Annotated in this window: 23 protein-coding genes; 11 read left to right on the forward strand and 12 right to left on the reverse strand. The window is 48.1% G+C overall.

The window, feature by feature from the left end; genetic code table 11:
* Positions 1 to 109 precede the first annotated feature (109 nt).
* Positions 110 to 388 (forward strand): YtzH-like family protein, encoded by a 279-nt coding sequence (locus G4O42_RS14205; RefSeq protein ID WP_032873610.1) that lies wholly within the window; start codon positions 110 to 112, stop codon positions 386 to 388.
* On the opposite strand, the gene G4O42_RS14210 is transcribed toward G4O42_RS14205, so the two are convergent.
* The 4 genes from G4O42_RS14210 to thpR form a co-directional block, all read right to left on the reverse strand.
* Positions 389 to 1,186: a phosphotransferase family protein gene (locus G4O42_RS14210; protein ID WP_003152355.1), complete on the reverse strand. Its 798-nt coding sequence runs from the start codon at positions 1,184 to 1,186 to the stop codon at positions 389 to 391.
* Between the two features lie 269 nt (positions 1,187 to 1,455).
* Positions 1,456 to 2,385 (reverse strand): YegS/Rv2252/BmrU family lipid kinase, encoded by a 930-nt coding sequence (locus G4O42_RS14215; RefSeq protein ID WP_032873608.1) that lies wholly within the window; start codon positions 2,383 to 2,385, stop codon positions 1,456 to 1,458.
* A 52-nt stretch (positions 2,386 to 2,437) separates the two neighbouring features.
* A complete protein-coding gene (locus G4O42_RS14220; protein WP_032873605.1) occupies positions 2,438 to 3,370 on the reverse strand; it encodes a hypothetical protein in 933 nt (310 codons plus the stop codon).
* 26 nt (positions 3,371 to 3,396) lie between these two features.
* The gene (gene thpR / locus G4O42_RS14225; RefSeq protein WP_032873603.1) at positions 3,397 to 3,948 is read right to left on the reverse strand and encodes an RNA 2',3'-cyclic phosphodiesterase; all 552 of its coding nucleotides are present in this window, start codon (positions 3,946 to 3,948) and stop codon (positions 3,397 to 3,399) included.
* Positions 3,949 to 4,037: 89 nt separating this feature from the next.
* On the opposite strand from thpR, the gene cysK reads away from it, so the two are divergent.
* Positions 4,038 to 5,009 carry a cysteine synthase A gene (gene cysK / locus G4O42_RS14230; RefSeq protein ID WP_087920777.1) on the forward strand — a complete coding sequence of 324 codons (972 nt, stop codon included), beginning with the start codon at positions 4,038 to 4,040 and terminating at the stop codon, positions 5,007 to 5,009.
* A gap of 37 nt (positions 5,010 to 5,046) precedes the next feature.
* Here cysK and pepV read toward each other — a convergent pair whose 3' ends face one another.
* Entirely contained in the window at positions 5,047 to 6,438 is a 1,392-nt protein-coding gene (pepV, locus tag G4O42_RS14235; protein ID WP_032873601.1) for a dipeptidase PepV, read from the reverse strand.
* Positions 6,439 to 6,533: 95 nt separating this feature from the next.
* Between pepV and G4O42_RS14240 the strand changes: the two genes are divergently transcribed.
* Positions 6,534 to 7,838: an NCS2 family permease gene (locus G4O42_RS14240; protein WP_012118223.1), complete on the forward strand. Its 1,305-nt coding sequence runs from the start codon at positions 6,534 to 6,536 to the stop codon at positions 7,836 to 7,838.
* Positions 7,839 to 7,870: 32 nt separating this feature from the next.
* Here G4O42_RS14240 and G4O42_RS14245 read toward each other — a convergent pair whose 3' ends face one another.
* Both G4O42_RS14245 and G4O42_RS14250 read right to left on the reverse strand, forming a co-directional pair.
* Positions 7,871 to 9,031 (reverse strand): ABC transporter permease, encoded by a 1,161-nt coding sequence (locus tag G4O42_RS14245; RefSeq protein ID WP_032873599.1) that lies wholly within the window; start codon positions 9,029 to 9,031, stop codon positions 7,871 to 7,873.
* Entirely contained in the window at positions 9,028 to 9,732 is a 705-nt protein-coding gene (locus tag G4O42_RS14250) for an ABC transporter ATP-binding protein (RefSeq protein ID WP_032873596.1), read from the reverse strand. Before G4O42_RS14250 ends, G4O42_RS14245 begins: the two co-directional genes overlap by 4 nt.
* Before the next feature lie 279 nt (positions 9,733 to 10,011).
* Here G4O42_RS14250 and G4O42_RS14255 point away from each other — a divergent pair, with 279 nt between their 5' ends.
* Positions 10,012 to 10,233, forward strand: coding sequence for a DeoR family transcriptional regulator (locus G4O42_RS14255; protein ID WP_003152337.1), 222 nt, complete (start codon positions 10,012 to 10,014; stop codon positions 10,231 to 10,233).
* 127 nt (positions 10,234 to 10,360) lie between these two features.
* On the opposite strand, the gene G4O42_RS14260 is transcribed toward G4O42_RS14255, so the two are convergent.
* Complete coding sequence (locus tag G4O42_RS14260; protein WP_007613195.1) at positions 10,361 to 11,080, reverse strand: pseudouridine synthase; 720 nt, start codon at positions 11,078 to 11,080, stop codon at positions 10,361 to 10,363.
* A gap of 55 nt (positions 11,081 to 11,135) precedes the next feature.
* Positions 11,136 to 12,773 (reverse strand): putative polysaccharide biosynthesis protein, encoded by a 1,638-nt coding sequence (locus tag G4O42_RS14265; RefSeq protein WP_003152313.1) that lies wholly within the window; start codon positions 12,771 to 12,773, stop codon positions 11,136 to 11,138.
* A gap of 204 nt (positions 12,774 to 12,977) precedes the next feature.
* Between G4O42_RS14265 and G4O42_RS14270 the strand changes: the two genes are divergently transcribed.
* Together G4O42_RS14270 and opuD are read left to right on the forward strand one after the other, a co-directional pair.
* Positions 12,978 to 14,243, forward strand: a complete 1,266-nt coding sequence (locus tag G4O42_RS14270) for a BaiN/RdsA family NAD(P)/FAD-dependent oxidoreductase (protein WP_007408798.1) — start codon at positions 12,978 to 12,980, stop codon at positions 14,241 to 14,243.
* A gap of 179 nt (positions 14,244 to 14,422) precedes the next feature.
* Positions 14,423 to 15,958, forward strand: a complete 1,536-nt coding sequence (opuD, locus tag G4O42_RS14275) for a glycine betaine transporter OpuD (RefSeq protein WP_007613202.1) — start codon at positions 14,423 to 14,425, stop codon at positions 15,956 to 15,958.
* A gap of 35 nt (positions 15,959 to 15,993) precedes the next feature.
* On the opposite strand, the gene G4O42_RS14280 is transcribed toward opuD, so the two are convergent.
* Complete coding sequence (locus tag G4O42_RS14280) at positions 15,994 to 16,176, reverse strand: sporulation protein Cse60 (RefSeq protein ID WP_003152309.1); 183 nt, start codon at positions 16,174 to 16,176, stop codon at positions 15,994 to 15,996.
* A gap of 201 nt (positions 16,177 to 16,377) precedes the next feature.
* On the opposite strand from G4O42_RS14280, the gene G4O42_RS14285 reads away from it, so the two are divergent.
* The 5 genes from G4O42_RS14285 to melA are packed head-to-tail and all read left to right on the forward strand — an operon-like array spanning position 16,378 to position 21,772.
* Positions 16,378 to 17,403, forward strand: coding sequence for a LacI family DNA-binding transcriptional regulator (locus tag G4O42_RS14285; protein ID WP_032873594.1), 1,026 nt, complete (start codon positions 16,378 to 16,380; stop codon positions 17,401 to 17,403).
* Positions 17,404 to 17,444: 41 nt separating this feature from the next.
* Positions 17,445 to 18,722 (forward strand): ABC transporter substrate-binding protein, encoded by a 1,278-nt coding sequence (locus tag G4O42_RS14290; protein ID WP_032873592.1) that lies wholly within the window; start codon positions 17,445 to 17,447, stop codon positions 18,720 to 18,722.
* On the forward strand, positions 18,719 to 19,633 hold the full coding sequence (locus G4O42_RS14295; RefSeq protein WP_032873590.1) for a carbohydrate ABC transporter permease: 915 nt from the start codon (positions 18,719 to 18,721) through the stop codon (positions 19,631 to 19,633). Before G4O42_RS14290 ends, G4O42_RS14295 begins: the two co-directional genes overlap by 4 nt.
* Complete coding sequence (locus G4O42_RS14300; RefSeq protein WP_007408803.1) at positions 19,630 to 20,451, forward strand: carbohydrate ABC transporter permease; 822 nt, start codon at positions 19,630 to 19,632, stop codon at positions 20,449 to 20,451. Before G4O42_RS14295 ends, G4O42_RS14300 begins: the two co-directional genes overlap by 4 nt.
* A gap of 22 nt (positions 20,452 to 20,473) precedes the next feature.
* The gene (gene melA, locus G4O42_RS14305; RefSeq protein WP_032873588.1) at positions 20,474 to 21,772 is read left to right on the forward strand and encodes an alpha-galactosidase MelA; all 1,299 of its coding nucleotides are present in this window, start codon (positions 20,474 to 20,476) and stop codon (positions 21,770 to 21,772) included.
* A gap of 36 nt (positions 21,773 to 21,808) precedes the next feature.
* Here the strand turns inward: melA and G4O42_RS14310 are convergent, their stop codons facing one another.
* Both G4O42_RS14310 and G4O42_RS14315 read right to left on the reverse strand, forming a co-directional pair.
* Entirely contained in the window at positions 21,809 to 22,360 is a 552-nt protein-coding gene (locus G4O42_RS14310; protein WP_079891119.1) for a GNAT family N-acetyltransferase, read from the reverse strand.
* A 9-nt stretch (positions 22,361 to 22,369) separates the two neighbouring features.
* Positions 22,370 to 22,681: a rhodanese-like domain-containing protein gene (locus G4O42_RS14315; RefSeq protein WP_032873586.1), complete on the reverse strand. Its 312-nt coding sequence runs from the start codon at positions 22,679 to 22,681 to the stop codon at positions 22,370 to 22,372.
* Positions 22,682 to 22,740 lie beyond the last annotated feature (59 nt).

Consider the following 22,740-nt stretch of genomic DNA (forward strand, 5'->3'; position numbering starts at 1 on the left):
GCGCCGGCTGCATAAAAAAAGAGGCTCCCCGGTCCGGAACACTCATGTGATGCATAAAACCGCACCGCTTTGCACAATGTATGACACAGAAAGGATGTGTATATGAATCATGGGCTTAACAAGCGAACATCAGGTCCGGTTATTAAAGGACATATTGGCCGACCATCAATTGGATTGCTGCGGCACGGTTGCCGAGTATGAACAGCTGGAGCGCGTCATCAAATCACTGATGGCCAACACCGGGCTTGATTCAAATATAAAAAACGTGCTCGAGGACATCTACCGCTACAGCCAGTCCGGCATCACGGCCGATTCCATCGACACGCATATTCAGGAGCACCAAAACCATTTGTCCCAATGGGTGGAGCAGATGGATTCGTACTCCTGACTACTTGACAATCCGCTTCATCAGGGCATGAAGCTCTTCCATGGCATCATGATACGCTTTGTCGTTTCCTTTTGATTTGTGCCAGGCGATGAAGGTGATGGTCTCCGATAACATGTACCACGCCATCCGCAGCCGAAGCCCTTCCGTGAGCTTCATGCCGTACATCCCAAGCCAGCTGTCCCACGCTGGCTCTTCGACGTAATGATACAATAAAGGGCCGAGATCCATGGCCGGATCGGCTATCATGGCGCCGTCCCAATCTATTAAATACAGCTGGTTGTCTTCAGACAGAAGCCAGTTATTATGATTCACATCACAATGGCAAACGACTTTTTCACCGAATTGCACCTGATCCACATGAGCTTCCAAATAAGCAAGGCCTTCCTGAATAAGCGGCGAAAATTGCCGCACGGCAAAGACGGCCTGCTTCAGCTGCGACAAAAGGGCGCCCGGATCAAGCGGTTCTTTTCCCAATCTTTTCAGCATGTCGAGCAAAGCTTTTGATGTGTGGATTTTGCGGAGCAGCTCAGCCACCGGGCGTCCGCTCATATCCTTTGCCTTCAGCTCCCTGCCCGCCATCCAATGCTGAGCCGTAATGACGTCTCCGTTTTCCATCCGTTTCGTCCAAACCAGCTTCGGAACAATGCCTTCGGCGGATAACACGGCTAAAAAGGGCGAGCTATTACGTTTTAAAAAAAGCTGTTGGCCGTTATGTTTCGCATAATATGCATCTCCTGTAGCTCCTCCGGCGGGGAAGATCTCCCAATCGCTACCTAGTAATTGTCCCAACCAGTTCATATCAATGTTCAACCCATCATTTCTTAAAATATTTTAGAATAGGCCTCCAGCCTTTCTCTATTGGCGGAGCGGCCTGTCATAAACAATTTCATGAGAATAAAAAAGACAGCTATTGAGAGTCTCATATGCTAATCAATAGCCGTCCTATAAATTTTAGCGCTACAGCACAAACTTCGTCAAGCAAAACTAGCAAGAACACCTGTGAATTCTGAAGATTTATGCCGGAACCGCTCTTTGCCGTGAAACATTTGACGGGTTTCATTTGTTTATTATGTTTTTATTTTCAACGGCGCACCGCCCGGCATAAGCCGAAACGGCGTCGTTCCGATCAGCTCGCCGTCAGTGTGAAACGGAATTTTCCCATCTGTTTCAAAAACGAATTCCTTCCCCTTTATCATCGTCACTCCGTCCATTTTGATATGCCGGCCGAAGCTCATCGCCCATAAAAAACGATACAGCGAGAAAAAGGACAGGTTTTCTGCAATGACAATATCAAAATGGTTTTGACGGGGATTTGCTGAAGGCGCCGCTTTCATGCCGCCTCCGTAATAAGGGTGATTAGCCGCAATGACAAACCAGACATTGCGGAATTCACGCCTCTGGCCGTCTGCCGTGCAAATAAATCTGAACGGCTGAAACCCCGAGGCTGTATGTAAATGCGCGAGCGGGTAAATCACAAAGCCGAGACGCAAAAACCGAAGAACGCGCGAAAACGGAAAATTCGCGGCTGCCTTCAAAACTGAGGCATCGAAGCCGACAGACAGGTGGTTAATAAAATAAAGTGATTGCGCTTTGTCATGAAAAAAGTTGATGTTTCCCGCAAAAAATTTCCGCGTGAGCGGGCGGTGCAGACTTTTGATTTCTTGGAGAAGCGCCGCCTTCTTAATACCAAGCCCTTTGGAAAAGTCATTGTACGAACCGGCAGGCACAAAGGTCAGCTCAATCTGATCCGTTCCTTTCAGTCCGTTAATGACTTCATGCATCGTCCCGTCACCGCCGATGACGAACAGCCGCTTAAGCTTATGATCCTGCATCATTGAAATCTGCCTCGCCAGCACCTCCGCATGTCCGGGATGCCCGGTCAAAAAAGAGCGGTGGCTGACCCCGCGCCTGGTCAGCTCTTTTTGAACTGATTTCCAGACACGCCGGCCCCGCCCGCCTCCTGAGACCGGGTTAATAATAAAAAACCATTGACTCATCGTTTGTTTTCACCTGCTTCATAGATGAAGAGACAGCCGGCAAACGTCGGTTTTAATCAAGCCATTCCTGTCTCCGGCTTGAATTGCTTAAGCCGTAAGACAAAAGAGCCTTCGCCGCTTTGAGCTGGTGGTGCTTGATCGGCGCCGTATTTTTCTGCTGCTTTTCCAGCCACTCTGCGGCAGTCCGTTTATCAGCTATTTCCAGCCCGTACGGCGGCTCCGGGTAATCAATATAAGACGTTCTGCTGAGCAAAAGCTTCCGCACGGGAATGTCGGCCTGCTTTTCTTTTACGATTTGCGAAACGACCGAGCCTGTCCGGTGCAGGCTGAGAGACGGATTCAATACTTGACGCGTGCTGCCGGAGCCCCTTTCTTCCCAAAAACGGTGTTTTGATCCGATATATACGCTGTCCTCTTCCGCTTCCATAAAAGCAGCGCAGAAGATCTCCAGCGGCGAGATGATGATCATGCTCAGTTCGACGGACGCCTGCTGAATTTGCAGAACCGGATGATACATCACAAAATAGGAATCGGGCAGCTTTTGAGCCAGCATTTTTAACATCCTGTCCCTTTTGACCGCCTGCGAAAGCTCAGACTTTTGAGAAAGCGTGGAGCTCGCCCATTTTAATTGAAAGTCATACAGCTGATCTTTGAAAAAAGGCGCGAGCTCAGACTTTCGAGACGGAAGATTCCCGAACAGCGCCTCTTCTCCCTCCGGCTCATCAAACCATTGGTGCCTCTTTTCATTTATATCGGCCGTATTTTCTTCTTTTCTCTTTTTCAAGGAAAATTTTTTCCTGGCCGGCGCTTGATCGGTTTCCCCGCCTGCAGCCGTTTCCGTTTCTTTTTCTTCCGTCTTCCGGTCAAACGCTTCAAGAAGCGCCTCCCAGCGTTCTTTCTTCAGCCGGATAAACTGGTTCATATAATGATATGGATCAAGTTCATATCTGGATATGCAGTCGTGAATTTTGATGATCTGTGCCATGTGATTTCTCCACTCCGAATATTTGTTTATGTCAATTGAAACTGTGCGATTTCTTCGTATTTAGGCGACCGATCAAGATGGGTCTGAAACAGGGAAAACCGGCTGACGGCACTTTGCACCCTGCCGCTTTCAAACGGCACATCGTCAGGAAACGGCCGGTCTCCCGCCCACTTCCGCGCCATCGTCATATGAGGGTGATAAGGCCGTTTTTCCACTTGAAAACCGGCTTTCAAAACAGCCTGTTTTGTTTTTTCCCGCAAATCAAAGAGCAGTTCATTCCGTTCGGGCTCAAGGTGAAGCACTCTCGGCTGTCTGCGGTCGCCGAAAATATCCAGATGCTGAAACTGTACGGTAAACGGCTGCGCTGCCGACGCAGTATCTGCGAGCAGCGACGATAATTTCGCAAGCCGTTCTTCATCCGCGGCTCCGAGAAAAATGAGTGTAATATGATAGTCATGCGGGTGCACCCATTTTTTGAATGATAACGCCGGCTCCTTTTTGGCTGCTTCCCAAATCGGTTCAGCAATGTCAGCCGGAATCGGAATGCCGATAAAATAATGCGGCAATGAAGCTCTCATACGAGGATCTCCCCCTCTTTGGTTATGGTGTTATTATAAAACGGATAAGCGGAGAGGAGAACCCTGTCCGCTCATTATGATAGGATATTATGTACCGAACGTTTTATACAGAAAGGAATGAGCCGGCCTTGAAAATCGTAAACAGCACGGCGGAGCTGATCGGCGGCACACCGATCGTAAAGCTCAATCGCCTTCAGCCAGAACATGCAGCACAGGTCTATTTAAAATTAGAATCGTTTAACCCGAGCGGCAGTGTCAAAGACAGAGCGGCTTACAATATGATCATTGAAGCGGAAAACAGCGGGCATTTAAAACCCGGCTCTGTCATCATCGAACCGACAAGCGGCAACACAGGCATCGGCCTGGCGATGAACGCGGCGGCGCGCGGCTACAAGGCAATCCTCGTCATGCCTGACACGATGACGAAGGAACGCATCAACCTCCTGAAAGCGTACGGCGCGGAGGTTGTGTTAACACCAGGGGCGGAAAGAATGCCCGGCAGCATCAAAAAAGCGAAAGAACTCGCCGAACAGATTCCGGGAAGTTTTATCCCGATGCAATTCGATAACGGCGCTAATCCAGATGCCCACCGAAAAACGACCGCCATTGAAATCTATCAGGCCGTTCAGCAGCTCAACAGACCGCTCGGTGCTTTTGTGGCAACGGCGGGAACGGGCGGAACCATTACCGGAACCGGAGAAACGCTGAAGGAGCTTTTCCCGGATATGATTGTTCATGTCGCCGAGCCGGCGGGTTCCCCCGTCCTGTCTGGCGGAAAACCCGGAGCCCATAAGCTTGTCGGGACAAGCCCCGGATTTATTCCCGGCATACTGAATCAGGACGTTTACGATGAAATCATGAGAATATCTGATGAAGATGCGTATACGACAACACGTCGTCTGGCCCGGGAAGAAGGTATACTCGTCGGCCCGTCTTCAGGCGCCGCCTGCTTCGCCGCCATTGAAACCGCAAAACGCCTCCCTTCCGAACAGATCGTCATCTGTATGACGGCCGATACGGGAGAACGTTATTTATCAACGGATTTATGGTCATTTGAATGATAAAAAAGGATGCCGCTTTCGGCGTCCCTTTTTATTATCACTTGGCAAGCTCATAAATGGCTTCGGCATATAAAGCCGTTGACCGGAGAAGGTCATCAATTTCAATGTACTCATCCTTTTGATGCGCGCTGTCAGGCCGGCCGGGGAACAGCGGTCCGAACGCGACGCCCGCCGAAAGGGATCTCGCATACGTTCCTCCGCCGATTGAAATCAGATCCGCTTTCTTTCCCGTCTGTCCCTCGTAAACCTTTTGAAGCGTCTTTACGAGCGGATGATCGGCAGAAACGTGGTGCGGTTTGCTGTCTTTAAATTCTTCAAGCCGGAGTTCTTCAGCAGACGTAAAAGCATCACGGATGAATTTGCTGTCTGAAGTGACGGGATAACGGATGTTGATGCCGAGTTCTCCTTCCTCACCCTTTCTGTATGTAAAGGTGCCGACATTCAATGTAAGCTCTCCGCTGATGTCATCCCTGCAATCGATTTTCAGTTTTTTGCCTCGTGTATCATTTAAAAAATAGTCACTGACGGTTTTGACAAAGTGCTTTCCGGCTTCATCCAGCTCCGTTCCGTTAAGGCATTCAGCAAGCTTTAAGCCGGCATTGACACCATTATCCGGTTCCATCGCGTGGCATGATTTTCCGTATACCCGAAGCGTCAGTTTTCCATTTTCCGAAACTGCTTCACCTTGTGTTTTTGACTGCTCAAGCCATTTGCTGAAATATGCGTGCACGGCATCAAGACCGTCCCCTTCAATAACCGCTTCAGCCGCATCCGGCACCATGTTCAAGCGCAGTCCTGAACGGAATGACAGAAGCCCGTTTTTTGCGTCTTTGTCAGAAGCGCTTTTTGCAATGCGCAGTGACGCATCTATAATTCCTTTTTCCGCGTTAATGATCGGAAAATCCGCGTCTGGAGCAAAGCCGATGTCAGGCATTTTTTCGTGTTTGAAGTAGTAATCCACGCATCTCCAATCACTTTCTTCATCCGTTCCGATGATGATTCTCACGCGTTTGGATAAAGGAAGCTGCATGTCTTTGACGATTTTCAGCGCATAAAACGCTGCCATTGTCGGCCCTTTATCATCTATGGCGCCTCTGGCATATATCCGGCCGTCCCTGATATCGGCTGAAAACGGATCGCTCGTCCAGCCGTCTCCGGGCGGAACGACATCGACGTGGCACAAAACGCCGACGATTTCGTCACCTGTTCCCCATTCAATATGGCCCGCATAGCCGTCAAGATTCTTTACGGTGAAGCCTTCTTTTTCACCGAATTCCAGCAGTGACGTCAGGCTGGCATTGACGCCTTCTCCAAACGGCCGGCCGGGACCGGCTGTTGATTCGTCCATTACGCTGTTGATCTGCAAAAACTTCTGCGTGTCACGGATCAGATCTTCTTTGTTTCTGATGACTTCAACTTCCCAGTTCATCACAAATCCCCTTTCTTGATAAAGACTTGCAAAATGTCGATAAAACGAATAATATAGATGATGTTTTGAAAAAATGTTCGTCATTGGAGGTACTTATGTTTCATCTCGACAAGCATCAAACGACAATAAAAAGAGAAATTACCGCGGGATTGACCACCTTTTTCACAATGGTGTATATCATTGTCGTCAATCCGGTGATCCTTTCCAATGCGGGAATTCCGTTTGACCAGGTGTTCACCGCGACGATTATCGCTTCCATTGTCGGAACTTTATGGATGGCTCTCGCTGCGAATTTTCCGATCGCCATTGCCCCCGGCATGGGCTTAAACGCGTATCTCGCCTTTCACGTTGTCGGCACAGGCAGCGGCATTACGTATCAGACGGCTTTCAGCGCCGTTTTTATCGCGGGAGTCATCTTTATTATTTTATCGTTAACGCCTTTAAGAAAACAACTTATAGAAGCGATTCCGGACAATTTAAAATACGGAATTACGACCGGCATCGGCTTATTTATCGCTTTTATCGGCTTACGCCAATCCGGAATCATCACGGCTGATAAATCTAATCTTGTCGCACTCGGCGATCTTCATTCGCCCGCCGTCATTTTAACGCTTATCGGACTTATCATCAGTATTGTACTGATGGTGCTGAATGTAAACGGGGCTCTGTTCATCGGAATGGCGCTGACCGCCGTCATTGCCTTTTTGACCGGGCAGATCCATTTCGCGAAAGGATTCATGTCCTTCCCGCACCTGCCGGAGGGGCTTTTGATCACAAATCCGTTCGGTGCCCTCGGGGATGTCGTGCATCACGGTCTGTACGCCGTTGTGTTTTCTTTTCTTCTTGTTACGATTTTTGACACAACCGGCACCATGATCGGTGTCGCCGAACAAGCGGGATTGATCAAAAACAATCAGCTGCCGAATGCCAGAAGAGCGCTTTTGGCTGATTCGACCGCTACGACGGTGGGAAGTATCTTCGGCACCAGCCCGACGACCGCGTTCGTTGAATCTTCAGCAGGTGTGGCGGCCGGCGGAAGAACGGGTCTGACGGCGCTGACGATAGCCGTTATGTTTGCCGTTTCCATGTTTTTCAGCCCGCTTGTCAGCGTCTTATCGGAAGTGTCCGCGATTACGTCACCGGCTCTGATTATTGTCGGCAGCCTGATGATGGGCGCGGTATCGAATATCCGCTGGAATGAGCTTGATGAAGCGTTCCCGGCCTTTCTCGTCATTTTGGCGATGCCTTTAACGTCCAGTATTTCAACCGGAATCGCACTCGGCTTCATTTCATATCCGCTTGTTAAAGCAGCTAAGAAAAAATGGCGCGAAATCCATCCTTTAGTCATCATCTTCGCCGTACTGTTTTTTATTCAGCTTTTTATTTTGAACGGACATTAAGAAAAATCCCTTTCCTTTTCGGAAAGGGATTTTCACATATAAAGAACGGAAAGAATCGCGGCAATGAGACACCAGGCGGAACAGATGACTTGGATGACGGTTAATGCGCTGTTTCGCGCCCGGAAATAATCATCACTGTCTCTCTTGATACCGCTTAAAACCGGTTTATCCGTGATCCGGTCAAATAAAAGCGACGCGGCATAGCGGCTGACGATCGCAAATAAAATGAGGACTGCCGGCTTCACTAAGAGCGGAAGAACGAGAATAAGAGCCGTAAAAGCCGCAGTTAAAAGGTAAAGCTGCCGGAGATACCCGCCGTTTCGGATCAGCACTTTAAAGAACAATTCTCTCCACGCCGTATACGCCGACCGTTTTGTAAAGATGTGCTTGGAGCCGGGATATAAAAACGGCTTGCTCCGCCCTTTATTTTTACCATTCGGGAGCTGCACATCATGGCTGAGCATCAAAACAAAGGCCGCGAAAGAAAGCTTGCGCCTGTTCTCCTCAAGCACTTCTTCCTCAAAGGCTGATAATGTCTCCGTCCCTTTCCAAGTCAAAAGGGCGGAACAGATGAACAATATACATCCCGCCGGCCAAAGCCAATACCATTCGGCGGCAAAGACGATCATAAAAAACGCACCCGCCATCAGAACCATCACTTTCAGCCAGCCCGCCGCCTGATTCCCGAATGTCCGCCTGCTGTTTTTTCTGTGCCGATGTACGGCTAATATCGCGGTATGGAAGCCGAACAGACAGCAAAACATACCTGAATATGCCGGTAAGGTACAGTCACCGTACTGGCGCCATAAGGGAAATAACAATACGGCAAGCGCACCCCATTTGATAAGGGAAAGGAACATCGAATACAAAAGCGCGTACCTTTTCAGCTTTTGCATCAGATGTTTTGCATGCACCAAAAATACGTGATCCGCTTCCAGCAAAAAGGTATGAATAAAACCCGTGCACAACAGCAGGGCACTGAATACATACAGCCAGCCCCATCCTAATACTCCTGCCGCTCCATTAAGAAGCCCCCTGCCGTTCAGCCAATCAGCATATTGATAAACGGCAAATGCGGCAGCGGGAAGAACGATATACAGCGCGACCGTCCAATCAATGACCGTCTGAAACACCTTCCATTGATACCGCCAATAATGAAACAGTCTTTGAAAAAACAAAGCCCGCCCGGTCATCGCTGACTGCTCCGAACCGCTGAATAAAAGCAATCCAGCAGTGAACGGCTCCCCGTTTTTTCCTGAAGCTCCTCTAACGTGCCTTGAAGAAGCAGAGCGCCCTGATCCAGCAAATAAAACCGGTCGCAGATTTTTTCCGCCGTATCCAGAACATGAGTGCACATCAAAATCCCCGCGCCCCTTTCTTTCTCAGCAATCAGCATGTCGGTAAACAGCTTTGTTGAGATCGGATCAAGTCCGATAAAAGGCTCATCAATGATGTAAATATCCGGCTTCGCCAAAAATGCCTGTATGAGCATCAATTTTTGCTGCATCCCTTTTGAAAAACCGGAAGGCAAATCATGTTTTACCGATGTCAGTGAAAACTCTTCAAGCAGCCGCTCGGCCCGCTCACGGCATTCTTCCCCTTCTATACCCCGCAATGACCCGGTCAGCTCGAGGTGCTCCCAAAGCGTCAGTTCATCGTAAAAACTCGGACGCTCCGGTATGTAAGCATAAGATGAATCATTCCACTCAATACCGCCTTCTATAGCCCGGGACAGCCCGAGAACCGCCTTTATCACTGTGCTTTTTCCCGCGCCGTTCGCTCCGATTAAACCGGTAATTTCACCAGCGTTGACTGACAGAGATACATCAGAAATCACCTTCGGCCTGTCAGCATAACCGGCGCAGACAATGTTTGCATTCAATAATTCTCCCAAACTTCTCACTCCCCCGTTTTCATACGGACATGTATAAAAAAAGTTTCAGTTTCCATAATAATAAAAGCGGACCGGACATAGTAATGCACCAAGGCGGCACCCATTTGGAAAAAATTATCTGCGCTTATTCCTAGATTCATGTCGTCCATATCGTGTATAATGGAGGCAGTTAAAAGAGAAAAAACAGATGTCATCCTTTGTTGCTTATTCGTACGAAGTTTTAGAGTCGAAAGTTGTGGTATATCAAGTCCATCCGATCTTATGATAGGGAGTGGTTTTTTGAAACCTTCAACAAATCGTATGCTGACTCGGATTAAATCAGTTTACATGTTCATCCAGGAAAAAGGCCTTGTGACAACACAGGAACTGGTTGATGAATTCGGCATTACACCTAGAACCATTCAGCGAGACTTAAATGTGTTAGCATACAATGATCTTGTTCATAGTCCTAGCCGAGGCAAGTGGGAGACAACACGAAAAAAAGTGAAAATTACATCTTAAGCGAACAATTACATAAGGCCCTTTTCGGCCTGACATGCTGCAAGGCAAAGCAGCGTCTTTGCCTTGTTTTTTGTTCCTCTATATAAAAAGCCCAAAACAAATCTGTTTTGGGCTTTTCTGATATCGATTACACTTCAGCGCCTCTCAGCGTTTCGAGCTCCTCTTCAGTCAGCTCGCGGAATTCTCCCGGTTTAAGATCCGGGTCAAGAGAAACAGCCCCCATCGAAAGCCGCTTCAAATAAGCCACTTCATTTCCGACAGCCTTTGCCATCAGCTTCACCTGATGATATTTGCCTTCTGTAATGGTCAAGTGAATCACCGTTTCATCCGGGCTTTCTGTAATGATTTCAACGGCTGCCGGCTTCGTCTTATAGCCTCCTTCAATGACGACGCCTCTTTCCAGATGAACGATGTCTTCCGGTGACAGAGGTGAAATTAACCGGACCTCATATGTTTTGGGCACATGCTTTTTCGGAGAAAGCAGGCGATGAGCGAGCTGCCCGTCATTGGTCAGAAGCAAAAAGCCTTCCGTATCCTTATCAAGACGTCCCGCCGGAAACGGTTCAAAACGCTGTTCTTCAGGCGTCAGCAGATCAACCACCGTTTGCTGGCGGCTGTCTTCGGTAGCGGACAGCACTCCTTGCGGCTTATTCATCATGACATAAATAAATTCACGATAGTCTGCCGGCTCTCCGTATACCGTGATGTCCTGTTTTTCCGGATCGACATGGGTTTTCACATCTTTCGCCGGCTCTCCGTCAATCATGACAGCCCCAGCCTTGACGATTTTTTTCACATCTTTTCTTGAGCCGAATCCGCTGTTGGCAAGCAGCTTATCAAGTCTCATCCTGATCCTCTCCTTTAAAAAGAAAAGCCCGCGATAAGCGGACTATTCATTATTCTTAATGGGCGGAATGCCTGCCTCTCCTCAAAACGCGGGGCAGACGGTTTCCAAACATTTTTTGTAAAAATCCGATTCGGTACGCGGCAAACATGTACACCGCACCGCCGACAGCGGCGCAGACAAAGACGACAATCGCCGCATGCACCTGGCCGCTTTGGTATGTTACAAAGAAACTGAGCAGCCATTGAGTCAGCTTGACCGCGACTCCCATCACGACGGACAGGACTGCGATTAAAATAACCCGTTTTATAAGTACCGTATACGAATAGCCTGCATGGCGCTTAATCATAATAAAACCGTACAGAAGAGAAGCGATATAACCGAGCGCCGTTGCCAAGATGGCACCGTCTCCCTGAAACAGCTTGATCAGCGGCACGTTCAGCACCACTTTTATAATGACGCCGATAAAAAGGCTCACGACAGCAAATTTCTGCTTATTAATCCCTTGCAGGATCGCGGCGTTTACGGTAAACAGAGAAAACAGAATCGCGACAGGCGCGTACCAGAACAATATATCCTGTCCGATATCCGGGCGAAGACTTTCAGAGCCGTAGAAGAACGTATAGGCCGGACCCGATAACACGGACATCCCGACAACAGCGGGAATAACCAAAAACAGAATGATTTGCATCGTCTGGTTAATCTGCTGGTTCAAAAGCTTATAATTCCTGCTCGTAAACGATTCAGTAATCGTCGGAATCAGCGTCAGACCGAAAGCGGTCGCCAGAGAAACCGGGATCATCACAAGCTTCGGCACATAAAGGGTGACAATCGCAAGCATGTCCTGGCTGATATCCTTATGGCCCGCTGCAATCATCGCTTTATTAAACGTATTCGTATCGATATATGAATACAAAGGAATCGCCAGTCCGACAAATACGTAAGGAGCGGCATAACTGAAAAGCTCAATGAACATTTTTTTATAACTTAAGTTCGCAGACGGGACGAGATTCGGCTTCATCGCCAGAAGATCGCCCTTCCGCTTATTCCAGTAAATATAAAGGACGACAAGCCCTCCGAATGATCCGATCAGCGCCGCGAAAGTCGCGTATCCGACTGCGATGACAAGGCCGCCGTTGATCACTCTTAAAATCAAATACGTGGCGCCCAATAAAAAGATGATCCGGGCAAGCTGCTCCACAACCTGTGAAACGGCTGTCGGCCCCATCATCTGATGACCTTGGAAAAAACCTCGCACAAGACTCATAATCGGCACGACCAAAAGTGCCAGACTGACCATCCGGATGACATAAACGACGTGGTCAATCGTAAGTCCGTTGTTACTCGTGCCGCCGAGAGATGTTTCCGCAAAAAACGGCGCTGAAATATAAAGAATTGAAAAAGCGATCATCCCGGTTACGAGCATAACCGACATTCCCGCTCTCAGCATCCGCCTGCTCGTCTCATAGTCTCCTTTGGAGTTATATTTCGAGACAAATTTTGAAACCGCGGCGGGAAATCCCATCGTGGCAATGTTTAAAAACAGTGTATATTGATTATATCCGTATTGAAACAAAGCTCCGCCCGTCGCTCCGACCATCGCTCCGAACGGGATCAGATAAATCATCCCTAAAATCCGCGATATATAGGTGCCGAGCGTCAGCACGAACGTGCCCCTTAACAATTTGCTTGACATGTTTCCTCATCACCATTTTCTACGAAGATTCAACTTTTCTATTTTAACACAACTGGGCAATTAGACGGTAATAATTACAGCGGGAAACTTTTTGGGAAAACTCTTTAAAAAACAAAATACGTTTAAGGATTCCCTTTCTTTCGCTATAATAGCAGAAAGCGGACATTTCCGCCTATTATAGCGAAAGAAAGTTGTTGATGAAATATGAAACACTATGACGTGATTGTGATCGGCGGCGGCCCGTCCGGTTTAATGGCTGCGATTGCCGCAGGCGAAGAAGGGGCGGACGTATTATTAATCGATAAAGGAAACAAGCTGGGACGGAAGCTGGCGATTTCCGGCGGCGGGCGCTGCAACGTGACCAACCGCCTCCCCGTTGAAGAAATCATCAAACACATCCCCGGCAACGGCCGCTTTTTATACAGCGCGTTTTCCGAATTTAATAATGAAGATATTATCGCCTTTTTTGAAAAACTCGGCATTCAGCTGAAAGAAGAAGACCACGGGCGCATGTTCCCGGTGACGGACAAAGCGCAAAGCGTTGTCGATGCGCTTTTGAACCGATTAAAACAACTGAATGTCACCATCCGCACAAATGAAAAAATCAAAGAGGTGCGGTACGAGAACGGCAGGACAGCGGGCATTACGACAAACAATGACGAACACATTAACGCAGACGCCGTCATTATCGCGGTCGGCGGAAAATCAGTCCCGCATACCGGCAGCACCGGAGACGGCTATGCATGGGCGGAAGCGGCCGGTCATACCGTGACCGAACTCTTTCCGACGGAAGTGCCGGTTACGTCGTCAGAACCGTTTATTAAACAAAAAACACTTCAGGGGCTGTCCCTTAGAAACGCGGCCGTCAGCGTCCTGAATAAAAAAGGCAAACCAATCGTCACACACGTGATGGACATGCTGTTTACCCATTTCGGCTTGTCAGGCCCCGCCATTCTCCGCTGCAGCCAGTTCGTCGTCAAAGAACTGAAAAAGCAGCCAGAGGTCAAACTCCGCATCGATCTGTTTCCCGGCATCAACGAGGAAGAGTTATTTCAAAAGATGCACAAGGAACTGAAAGACGCACCGAAAAAAGCGCTCAAAAACGCGCTGAAGCCGTGGATGCAGGAACGGTACCTGCTTTTTCTTCTGGAACGGAATGGTCTTGATCCGCAGACAAGCTTTACGGAACTGCCGAAGGATCAATTCAGGGCTTTTGTCAAAGACTGCAAACAATTTACGGTTGCCGCTGACGGAACGCTTTCTTTGGACAAAGCGTTTGTCACAGGCGGAGGTGTTTCCGTAAAAGAGATTGAGCCGAAACAAATGGCGTCAAAAAAAATGGAAGGCTTATATTTTTGCGGAGAAATACTCGATATTCACGGCTATACCGGGGGCTACAATATCACTTCAGCCTTTGTCACGGGGCGTCTCGCCGGTTTGAATGCAGGACGTTTCTCACGCTCGCTCTAAATGGTTTAAAGCGCACTTACCTGAGCGTCCCCGTTGATAATTGACCAAAAACATGATAGAGTTTTCTGCGTTTTGTTTCACCTGATTGAGGGAATAGGAAGAAAGGATTGATCTGCAATCGTACGACCATACTAAAACAAAATGGCGTATTGAAAAAAATAGTCAGAGGGTGAGAACGTTTGAAGAAGAACATCTCCAGTGTTTTTTGGATTGTGATTGTCATCACAGCCGCTGCGGTTTTATGGGGGGCCATTTCTCCTGACAGCCTGCAGCAAGTCACTGATACGGCACAAAAATTTATTACGGATTCTTTCGGCTGGTATTATCTGCTGGTCGTTTCTATATTTGTCGGTTTCTGTCTCTTTCTCATTGTGAGTCCGATCGGCACAATAAAACTCGGAAAACCCGGGGAAAAACCGGAATTTGGCTTATTATCATGGTTTGCCATGCTTTTCAGCGCAGGCATGGGAATCGGTTTGGTATTTTACGGGGCTGCGGAACCGATCAGCCATTACGCCATCAGCTCTCCCTCAGGTGAAACAGAAACGCCCCAAGCATTTCGTGATGCGCTCCGGTACACATTTTTCCACTGGGGGCTGCACGCTTGGGCCATCTATGCGGTCGTCGCTTTATGTATCGCATATTTTCAATTCAGAAAAGACGCGCCCGGTTTGATCAGCAGCACACTGACACCGCTTTTGGGCGATAAAGTAAACGGGCCGATCGGCAAAGCGATTGACTGTATCGCGGTGTTTGCGACCGTTGTCGGTGTGGCGACAAGCTTAGGGCTCGGAGCGACTCAGATCAACGGCGGTCTGCATTATTTATTCGGCATTCCGAAAACATTTTCCATTCAGCTGATCCTGATCGCTGTCGTGACCGTGTTATTTTTGATTTCTGCGTGGAGCGGAATCGGCAAAGGGATTAAATACTTAAGCAATACCAACATGGCGCTCGCGGCTATTTTAATGATCTTTATGCTCATTGCAGGCCCGACGGTGCTGATTATGAACTCATTTACCGATTCTATCGGCCAATACATCCAAAATATCGTGCAGATGAGCTTTCGCTTGTCTCCGAATGATCCCCAAAAACGCGAATGGATTAACAGCTGGACCATTTTCTATTGGGCCTGGTGGATATCCTGGTCGCCGTTTGTCGGCATTTTTATCGCCCGTGTATCAAGGGGCCGGACGATCCGGGAATTTTTAATCGGGGTGTTGGTGACACCTTGTATATTGGCTTTCTTATGGTTTGCGATCTTCGGTGTATCCGCGATGGATCTTCAGCAGAAAGGCGTATTCAATGTCGCAGGAATGTCAACGGATACGATGCTGTTCGGCGCACTCAGCCACTATCCGCTGACAATGGTAACATCCGTATTAACGCTTGTTCTGATCGCTGTATTCTTTATTACATCAGCGGATTCAGCGACATTTGTGCTTGGAATGCAAACGTCTTACGGCTCATTAGACCCGTCAAACCGGGTGAAAATCATCTGGGGCATCATCCAGTCCGCCGTGGCAGCGGTATTATTATATTCCGGCGGTCTGGCCGCACTGCAAAACACGGCCATTCTCGCCGCGGTTCCGTTTTCAGTCGTGATCCTTCTGATGATCGTGTCTCTGTACAAGTCATTAGCGAGCGAGAGAAAAGGAATCAAACAAGCGGAGAAATACCAAAAACCAAGAAGTCCCCGAGTCAAAAAAGCATAATGCACAAAGAAGCCCGGCATTTCATCCGGGCTTCTTTATTTTCGGTATAAAATGAGAGCGGAAAAACAATAAAGCTGCTCACCTTCAGGATCACAGGCCGCCGCTACCGTATATTTAATATCAACGAGCTGTTCATCAGAAATCCCCTTTAAAAATGTATTGACTTCAGTCTGCAGATCCTTTTCATGCTCCTCATCAAAAACAGCTATCTTCAGCACATCACCCTCTCCTTTCTCTATCAATTTATTCCGGTTCAATTGAAATATGATAGAGAAAAACAGATTTTCTTTTTTACTGATTTTTTACTAAAAGTGACCAAAAATAGTTGTTGAAAACGCTTACTAACGTATGATAATATCACTTTAACAATAACCAGGTCATTTCTATTTAGTAAATATTTAGTAAAAAGGAGATGCGAAATGGTCCGTCTCAAAGATATTGCCTTACAGGCATCTGTATCCAGCGCGACAGTATCGAGAATTTTGAATAAGGATGACTCTTTAGCCGTGACTGATGAAACAAGAGAAAAAGTTCTGAGGATCGCCGATGAGCTGGGCTATCAGCCGTCGGCAAAAAAACGGAAGAACCGCAGCCGCAGCGATTCAGCGCCCCTGATCGGCGTTGTCAGCTGCCTGTCACCCGAAGAAGAACGGCAGGATCCTTATTTTTCAGCGATCCGAAAAGGCATTGAGGAAGAATGCTTTCGGCAAAAAGTTTTTATCACATCTTCTATCCATCTCGGTTCTTTTCAAGAGCATATGTTTCACGAACTGGACGGCGTTATCATAATCGGCAGCCTGCAAGACGAGGCGCTTACGAACATCAGCGCCGCTTTCAGGCACGCGGTATTTGTTAACGGCACCCCCGATCCCGCCCGCTACGATTCCGTCAGCGTGGATTTTTATGCCGCAGCGCAAAAGGCGATAGAACATCTTCTGTCGCTCGGTTACCAGCGGCTCGGTTATATCGGCGGCCGGGAGCGGGAGCATACCGTCATAGACGGTGTAAACAGCAATAAAACGATTGAGGATAAGCGTCTGACTGCTTTCTTACAAATGGCCGGCGCCGAGCCGGAGCATGTGCTGATCGGCGAATACAGTATGCACGAAGGGTTCCGGCTGATGAATGAAGCCATCAAAGGCGGAAGTCTCCCCGATGCCTTTTTTATCGCAAGTGATTCGATGGCTGTCGGCGCTTTAAAAGCCTTGCAGGAAGCCGGTCTTCAAGTCCCGCGCGATACGGCGGTTGTCAGCTTCAACGGAATTGATGAGGCAGAATACGCCAGCACGCCGTTATCAACGGTAAAAGTATACACGGAAGAGATGGGCCGGACGGGTGTCAAATTGCTTCTCGACCGTTTAAACGGCAGAACCGTCCCGCTGGCCGTGACGCTCCCCACTTCATTGATTGTCAGACAAAGCTGCGGCTCACAAGAAAGGAGGTGACGTGTCCCGCAGCGTTTATATCATATTTAAAGGAGGAAAAGATGAAACGCTTACTGGCTTTGTTTCTTTCTTTTACTTGCATGATACTTCCCGGCTGCTCGGCAGAACAGAGCGGCGCCGGAGAAAAGCAGAAAACATTGACAGTCTATTCCACCATATCCTCAGACAGCGAACGCGCCGTATTCAGAAAGTTGGCTGATTCATTCCAAAAAGAACATCCGGACATTCAAGTAAACGTTCATTTCCCAGGCAATGACTACGAAAATATGATGAGAGTCAGAATGGCAGCCGGTGACATGCCCGACCTTTTCGACACACACGGCTGGGCCAAAATCCGCTACGGAGAATATACCGCCGACCTCAGCGGCATGTCTTGGACGAAGCGGCTCGATCCGAATTTAAACAGCATGCTCAAAGACGCCAAAGGCAGAATATACGCCTTCCCTCTGAATCAGGCAAAGGACGGACTGGCATACAACCGCACGCTGTTGGAAAAATACGGAATCAAACCGCCGGAAACAATGGATGATTTTATGAAGGCATTGAGACAGATTAAAGAAAAAAGCGGCGGAACAGTCACCCCCTTCTGGTTTGCCGGCTATGAGAAAAGCTCATTTGCCCAATATTACGATCAATTCGCCGCACCGCTTCTTATCACAGATCCCGCACACCGTTACAAAAAACAACTGTTAAACGGAACCTTCCGCTGGACACACTTCACCTATTTATCTGACAAACTGAAAGAGATGCAAAAGGAAAACCTGCTCAATATAGATGCCGTGACGGCAAAACGGTCCCAGCTCATTGAACTGATGGCGCAAAACAAAATCGCCTTTACGCTGCAGGGCGGCACCCTCGGCCAAGACGTCGCTCAAATCAATCCGAAGGTAAAAGTCGGCATCATACCGACCCCGGCCGTCCACAAGGGAGACGCACCGGTTTGGATCGGAGGCGAACGTTACACGCTGGCGGCATTCAAGGATTCCGCGCGGCTTAAAGAAGCGAAACAGTTTATCGCATTTATGGCCCGCCCCGAGCATGCAAAATCAATTGCCGAAGCGACATCGCTTCCGGCCGGATTAGTGAATGTGCAAACGGACATTTTCTACGCAAATGACTATAAGCGCTATCAGCATATTAAGGTGCAGCCTTATTTTGACCGCCTTTATTTGCCGAACGGAATGTGGGATGTGATGGGAACAGCCGGGCAGGAGCTGATGGCCGATATCTTAACCCCCGCTGAAATTTCAGCGAAACTCGGCAGGGAATATAAGCGGCTCCGGCTTCAATCTGATTCACAGGGAGCTGAAAAAGAATGAGTGATCTTGCAAGAGAAACTCAAGGATCTCAACATCAAAAGCCGGTAAAATCCGCGTCACTATGGTGGATGTACGTTCCCGCTCTTGCCATAGTTTTTATTTTCATGATTTTTCCGTTTGTCAAAGGCGCTTTTATCACATTTACAAACTGGAACGGCTTCTCACAGACGTATCAATGGGTGGGGGTCACTCAATATAAAAGGCTTTTTACAGATCCGGACACGTGGCTTATTGTGAAAAACACTTTGCTTTACGGCATCGGAAGCACTTTTTTTCAGAATATGCTCGGACTTTTATATGCGCTGCTTTTGAATCAGAGCTCAAAAATGAAGGCGCTCACAAGAACGATCGTCTACCTGCCCGTCATTATCAGTCCGCTGATAATGGGATACATTTGGTATTTTATTTTCTCATATGACGGGGGTGCGCTGAATGATGTACTTGGCGCACTGGGAATCGGTCCTGTCAACGCCTTGGCAAGCCCTGCGGCAAACCCGTGGATTATCGTGATGATTAACACGTATCAATACGCAGGCATTGCGATGATTGTATATTTGGCGGGGCTGCAAAGCATTCCGAAAGATTATTACGAGGCCGCAAAAATAGATGGCGCGGGAGGTCTTCAGCCGTTTTTCACCATCACCCTGCCTTTATTGATGCCGGCTGTCACCATCAACATGGTCATCAATATCATCGGCGGGCTGAAGCTGTTTGATGTCATTTTCGCACTGACCGCAGGCGGGCCGGGCAATTCCTCTCAATCGATGTCGACGTTTATGTATGATTTATATTTTAAACGGCAGGATGCGGGATATGCCGCCGCCCAAGGCGTATTTATGTCCGTTATTATTCTTGTCATCAGCTTTTCGGCTCTCGTGTATTTCAAGCGAAAGGAGACAGAAATGTCATGAAAACAGCCCGAATGCGGATTTTTACGCTGTTGGCAGCCGTTATCTCGTGCGTTCATATTGTCCCCTTTTATATTTTGCTGACCACGTCATTAAAAGCAAAAGGAGACTACAGTTCAAAATGGTCGCTGCCATCCGCCTTTTCATTTCAGAATTTTCGTGAAGCATGGGAACGTGCCTCTCTCGGGCAATCCTTTCTGAACACGATCATCATTACAGCCGTTTCCGCCGCTTTGTTAATTTTCATGGGTTCGCTTGCCGCATACCCTCTCGCAAGAAGAAATACAAAGCTGAACAAAATCGTCTTCGGCCTTTTGATTTCAATCATGATCATCCCGCCTTTGACTTCCATGGTTCCTTTATACAAGATGGTCGCTGATGCGGGGCTGATCAATACGCATGCCGCAGCCATTCTCATTAATACGGCTGCATATATGCCGCTGACCGTTTTCTTATATTCAGGGTTTATCCGCTCTTCCATTCCGAAAGAGCTTGAGGAAGCCGCCAGGATGGACGGCGCGGGATTGATCAGGACTTTTTATACAATCGTGTTTCCTTTGTTGAAACCGATTACCGCAACGGTCTGCATTATTTCCTGCGTGTTTATCTGGAACGATTACCAATTTGCGATTTTCTTTTTACAAGATCAAAAGGTGCAGACATTGACCGTGGCCATGGCGGGATTCTTCGGCGAAAACGCGAACAATCTTCACTTAGTCGCCGCAGCCGCAATTATGGCGATGCTGCCGATGGTCGTATTGTTTTTGGCGCTTCAAAAATATTTTATCTCAGGGCTGTCCTCCGGGGCGGTCAAAGGCTGAGAAGAAAAGGGAGGAATTTCTATTGAAGAAAATTACGTTTATCGGAGCGGGGAGCACGATTTTCGCAAAAAATGTACTGGGGGACTGCTTACTGACTGAAGCATTAAACGGGTTTGAATTCGCGCTTTATGATATTGACGCTGTACGGCTGAAAGAATCCCAGCTCATGCTGGAAAACATGAGAGACCGCTACAATACGAGTATATCCATCATCTCCTACGATGACCGAAAACAGGCGCTGAAACACGCCGGCTATGTGATCAACGCCATTCAAGTCGGCGGCTATAAACCCGCGACGGTTATTGACTTTGACATCCCGAAGCGGTACGGTCTCCGCCAGACGATTGCCGATACCGTCGGAATAGGCGGCATTTTCCGTTCCCTTCGCACCATCCCCGTTTTATTTGACATCGCAAAAGACATGGAAGAGGTCTGCCCGGATGCGTGGCTGTTAAACTATACAAATCCGATGGCCTCTCTGACCGGAGCGATGCTCAGACATACAAATGTCAAAACGGTCGGCCTGTGCCACAGCGTCCAGGTATGTACCAAAGATCTGTTTGACTCACTCGGCATGGATCACGAAGGGACAGAAGAACGCATTGCCGGCATCAACCATATGGCTTGGCTTTTGGAGATTAAAAAAGACGGAATTGATTTATATCCTGAAATTAAAAGACGGGCACGCGAAAAACAAAAGACGAAACATAAGGACATGGTGCGGTTTGAGCTGATGGATAAATTCGGCTGCTACGTAACGGAATCATCTGAGCATAATGCTGAATATCACCCGTATTTTATAAAAAGCCGGTATCCTGAGCTGATAGATGAACTCCAAATTCCGCTTGATGAATATCCGAGGAGATGCGCGGAACAAATCAACAATTGGGAAACGATGAGAGACGGCATCATCAACAACCAAAACCTGACGCACGAACGCTCAAAAGAATACGGTTCGAGAATTATAGAAGCGATGGAGACGGGCAAACCGTTCACATTCGGCGGCAATGTGCTGAATACCGGGCTGATACCGAATCTGCCGGCGAAAGCGGTCGTTGAAGTGCCTTGCACAGCCGTCAAAAACCACATTATGTCGTGCTATTCCGGCGAACTTCCGGAGCAGCTCGCGGCGCTCAACAGAACAAACATTAACACACAGCTTTTAACCATCGAAGCGGCCGTTACATTAAAAAAGGAAGCCGTATATCAGGCGGCCATGCTTGACCCGCATACAAGCGCCGAGCTTTCCATGAATGACATCATCTCTTTGTGCGACGACTTATTTGAAGCGCACAAAGACCTGCTTCCGGCTTATCACTGATCATTCGCGATCCGGTCCTGGAAAGGCTGGATCGCTTTATATGTTCAGCACCAGTTTGACCGTCTGTAAAGTGTGTCCTTTAAAGTCTTCTTCAAATTCACATACCCATTGAAACCCTTTCGCTTGATAAAAGGATAAGGCGATGCGGTTCTCTTTTTCTGCATGGACATAAAGCTTTTTTACCCCGCCGGACTGCCTGATGCATTCTTTAAGGAGTGTCGTTCCTATCCCGCTTCCCTGGCAATCCGGGTCAATATAGATGGCGGTCAGCTCCGCATTTCCGTCTTTTTGAACCGGGGTGACATTTGCAAAACCGAGCACTCGCCCCTCTTCTTCTGCCACAAAGAACAGAGAATGCAAGAGCCGGCGTTCCATCATCTCATCCTGATAGGCGGATTCGAGAAACTGATCCTGAATGTGTCCGGGAATAATCCCTTCATACGTATGATGCCAGCTGCGTTCTGCGACTTGCCGGACCTGTTTGATATCGTTTGTTTTCATCGCGCGGATCATCGGTTTCACCTGATTCGCCTCCCGTTTTTTTATAAAAAAAGAAGAAAAAGACGCACGTCCTTTTTCTTCTTTCACTTCAAAGCGTTATTTCTTCGGCTTTGTTTCGCCTTCCCACTCCAGCATGCCGCCTTCAACATTAACCGTACGGAAGCCCTGCTCATGTAAATACATACAAACGTTCATACTTCTTTTTCCGGAACGGCAGATAAATACATATTCCTTGTCCTTGTCTAACGCATCCATCTTCTCAGGGATGTCTCCCATGCGGATGTGAACGGCCTGCGGAATCATTCCTTCGGCAACTTCTTCGTCTTCTCTGACATCAACCAGATACAGCTCTTCTCCCGTTTTTAATTTTTCTTCCAGTGCGGCTGTGCTGATTTCATTTATTTTCAATGTGTGACACTCCCATTCATCTTTATGGTGTTAAGTATACCAAAGCCCGCGGTGCAATT

Origin of the sequence: Bacillus sp. LUNF1 (assembly GCF_011008975.1) — a bacterium.
In the GTDB taxonomy this organism is placed as follows: domain Bacteria; phylum Bacillota; class Bacilli; order Bacillales; family Bacillaceae; genus Bacillus; species Bacillus velezensis.

Excerpts from the sequence above, each read along its gene's own strand:
- G4O42_RS14205 (WP_032873610.1), top strand. The coding sequence starts at position 110 with ATGGGCTTAACAAGCGAACATCAGGTCCGGTTATTAAAGGACATATTG.
- G4O42_RS14210 (WP_003152355.1), bottom strand. The coding sequence starts at position 1,186 with ATGAACTGGTTGGGACAATTACTAGGTAGCGATTGGGAGATCTTCCCC.
- G4O42_RS14215 (WP_032873608.1), bottom strand. The coding sequence starts at position 2,385 with ATGAGTCAATGGTTTTTTATTATTAACCCGGTCTCAGGAGGCGGGCGG.
- G4O42_RS14220 (WP_032873605.1), bottom strand. The coding sequence starts at position 3,370 with ATGGCACAGATCATCAAAATTCACGACTGCATATCCAGATATGAACTT.
- thpR (WP_032873603.1), bottom strand. The coding sequence starts at position 3,948 with ATGAGAGCTTCATTGCCGCATTATTTTATCGGCATTCCGATTCCGGCT.
- cysK (WP_087920777.1), top strand. The coding sequence starts at position 4,038 with ATGTACCGAACGTTTTATACAGAAAGGAATGAGCCGGCCTTGAAAATC.
- pepV (WP_032873601.1), bottom strand. The coding sequence starts at position 6,438 with ATGAACTGGGAAGTTGAAGTCATCAGAAACAAAGAAGATCTGATCCGT.
- G4O42_RS14240 (WP_012118223.1), top strand. The coding sequence starts at position 6,534 with ATGTTTCATCTCGACAAGCATCAAACGACAATAAAAAGAGAAATTACC.
- G4O42_RS14245 (WP_032873599.1), bottom strand. The coding sequence starts at position 9,031 with ATGACCGGGCGGGCTTTGTTTTTTCAAAGACTGTTTCATTATTGGCGG.
- G4O42_RS14260 (WP_007613195.1), bottom strand. The coding sequence starts at position 11,080 with ATGAGACTTGATAAGCTGCTTGCCAACAGCGGATTCGGCTCAAGAAAA.
- G4O42_RS14265 (WP_003152313.1), bottom strand. The coding sequence starts at position 12,773 with ATGTCAAGCAAATTGTTAAGGGGCACGTTCGTGCTGACGCTCGGCACC.
- G4O42_RS14270 (WP_007408798.1), top strand. The coding sequence starts at position 12,978 with ATGAAACACTATGACGTGATTGTGATCGGCGGCGGCCCGTCCGGTTTA.
- G4O42_RS14285 (WP_032873594.1), top strand. The coding sequence starts at position 16,378 with ATGGTCCGTCTCAAAGATATTGCCTTACAGGCATCTGTATCCAGCGCG.
- G4O42_RS14290 (WP_032873592.1), top strand. The coding sequence starts at position 17,445 with ATGAAACGCTTACTGGCTTTGTTTCTTTCTTTTACTTGCATGATACTT.
- G4O42_RS14295 (WP_032873590.1), top strand. The coding sequence starts at position 18,719 with ATGAGTGATCTTGCAAGAGAAACTCAAGGATCTCAACATCAAAAGCCG.
- G4O42_RS14300 (WP_007408803.1), top strand. The coding sequence starts at position 19,630 with ATGAAAACAGCCCGAATGCGGATTTTTACGCTGTTGGCAGCCGTTATC.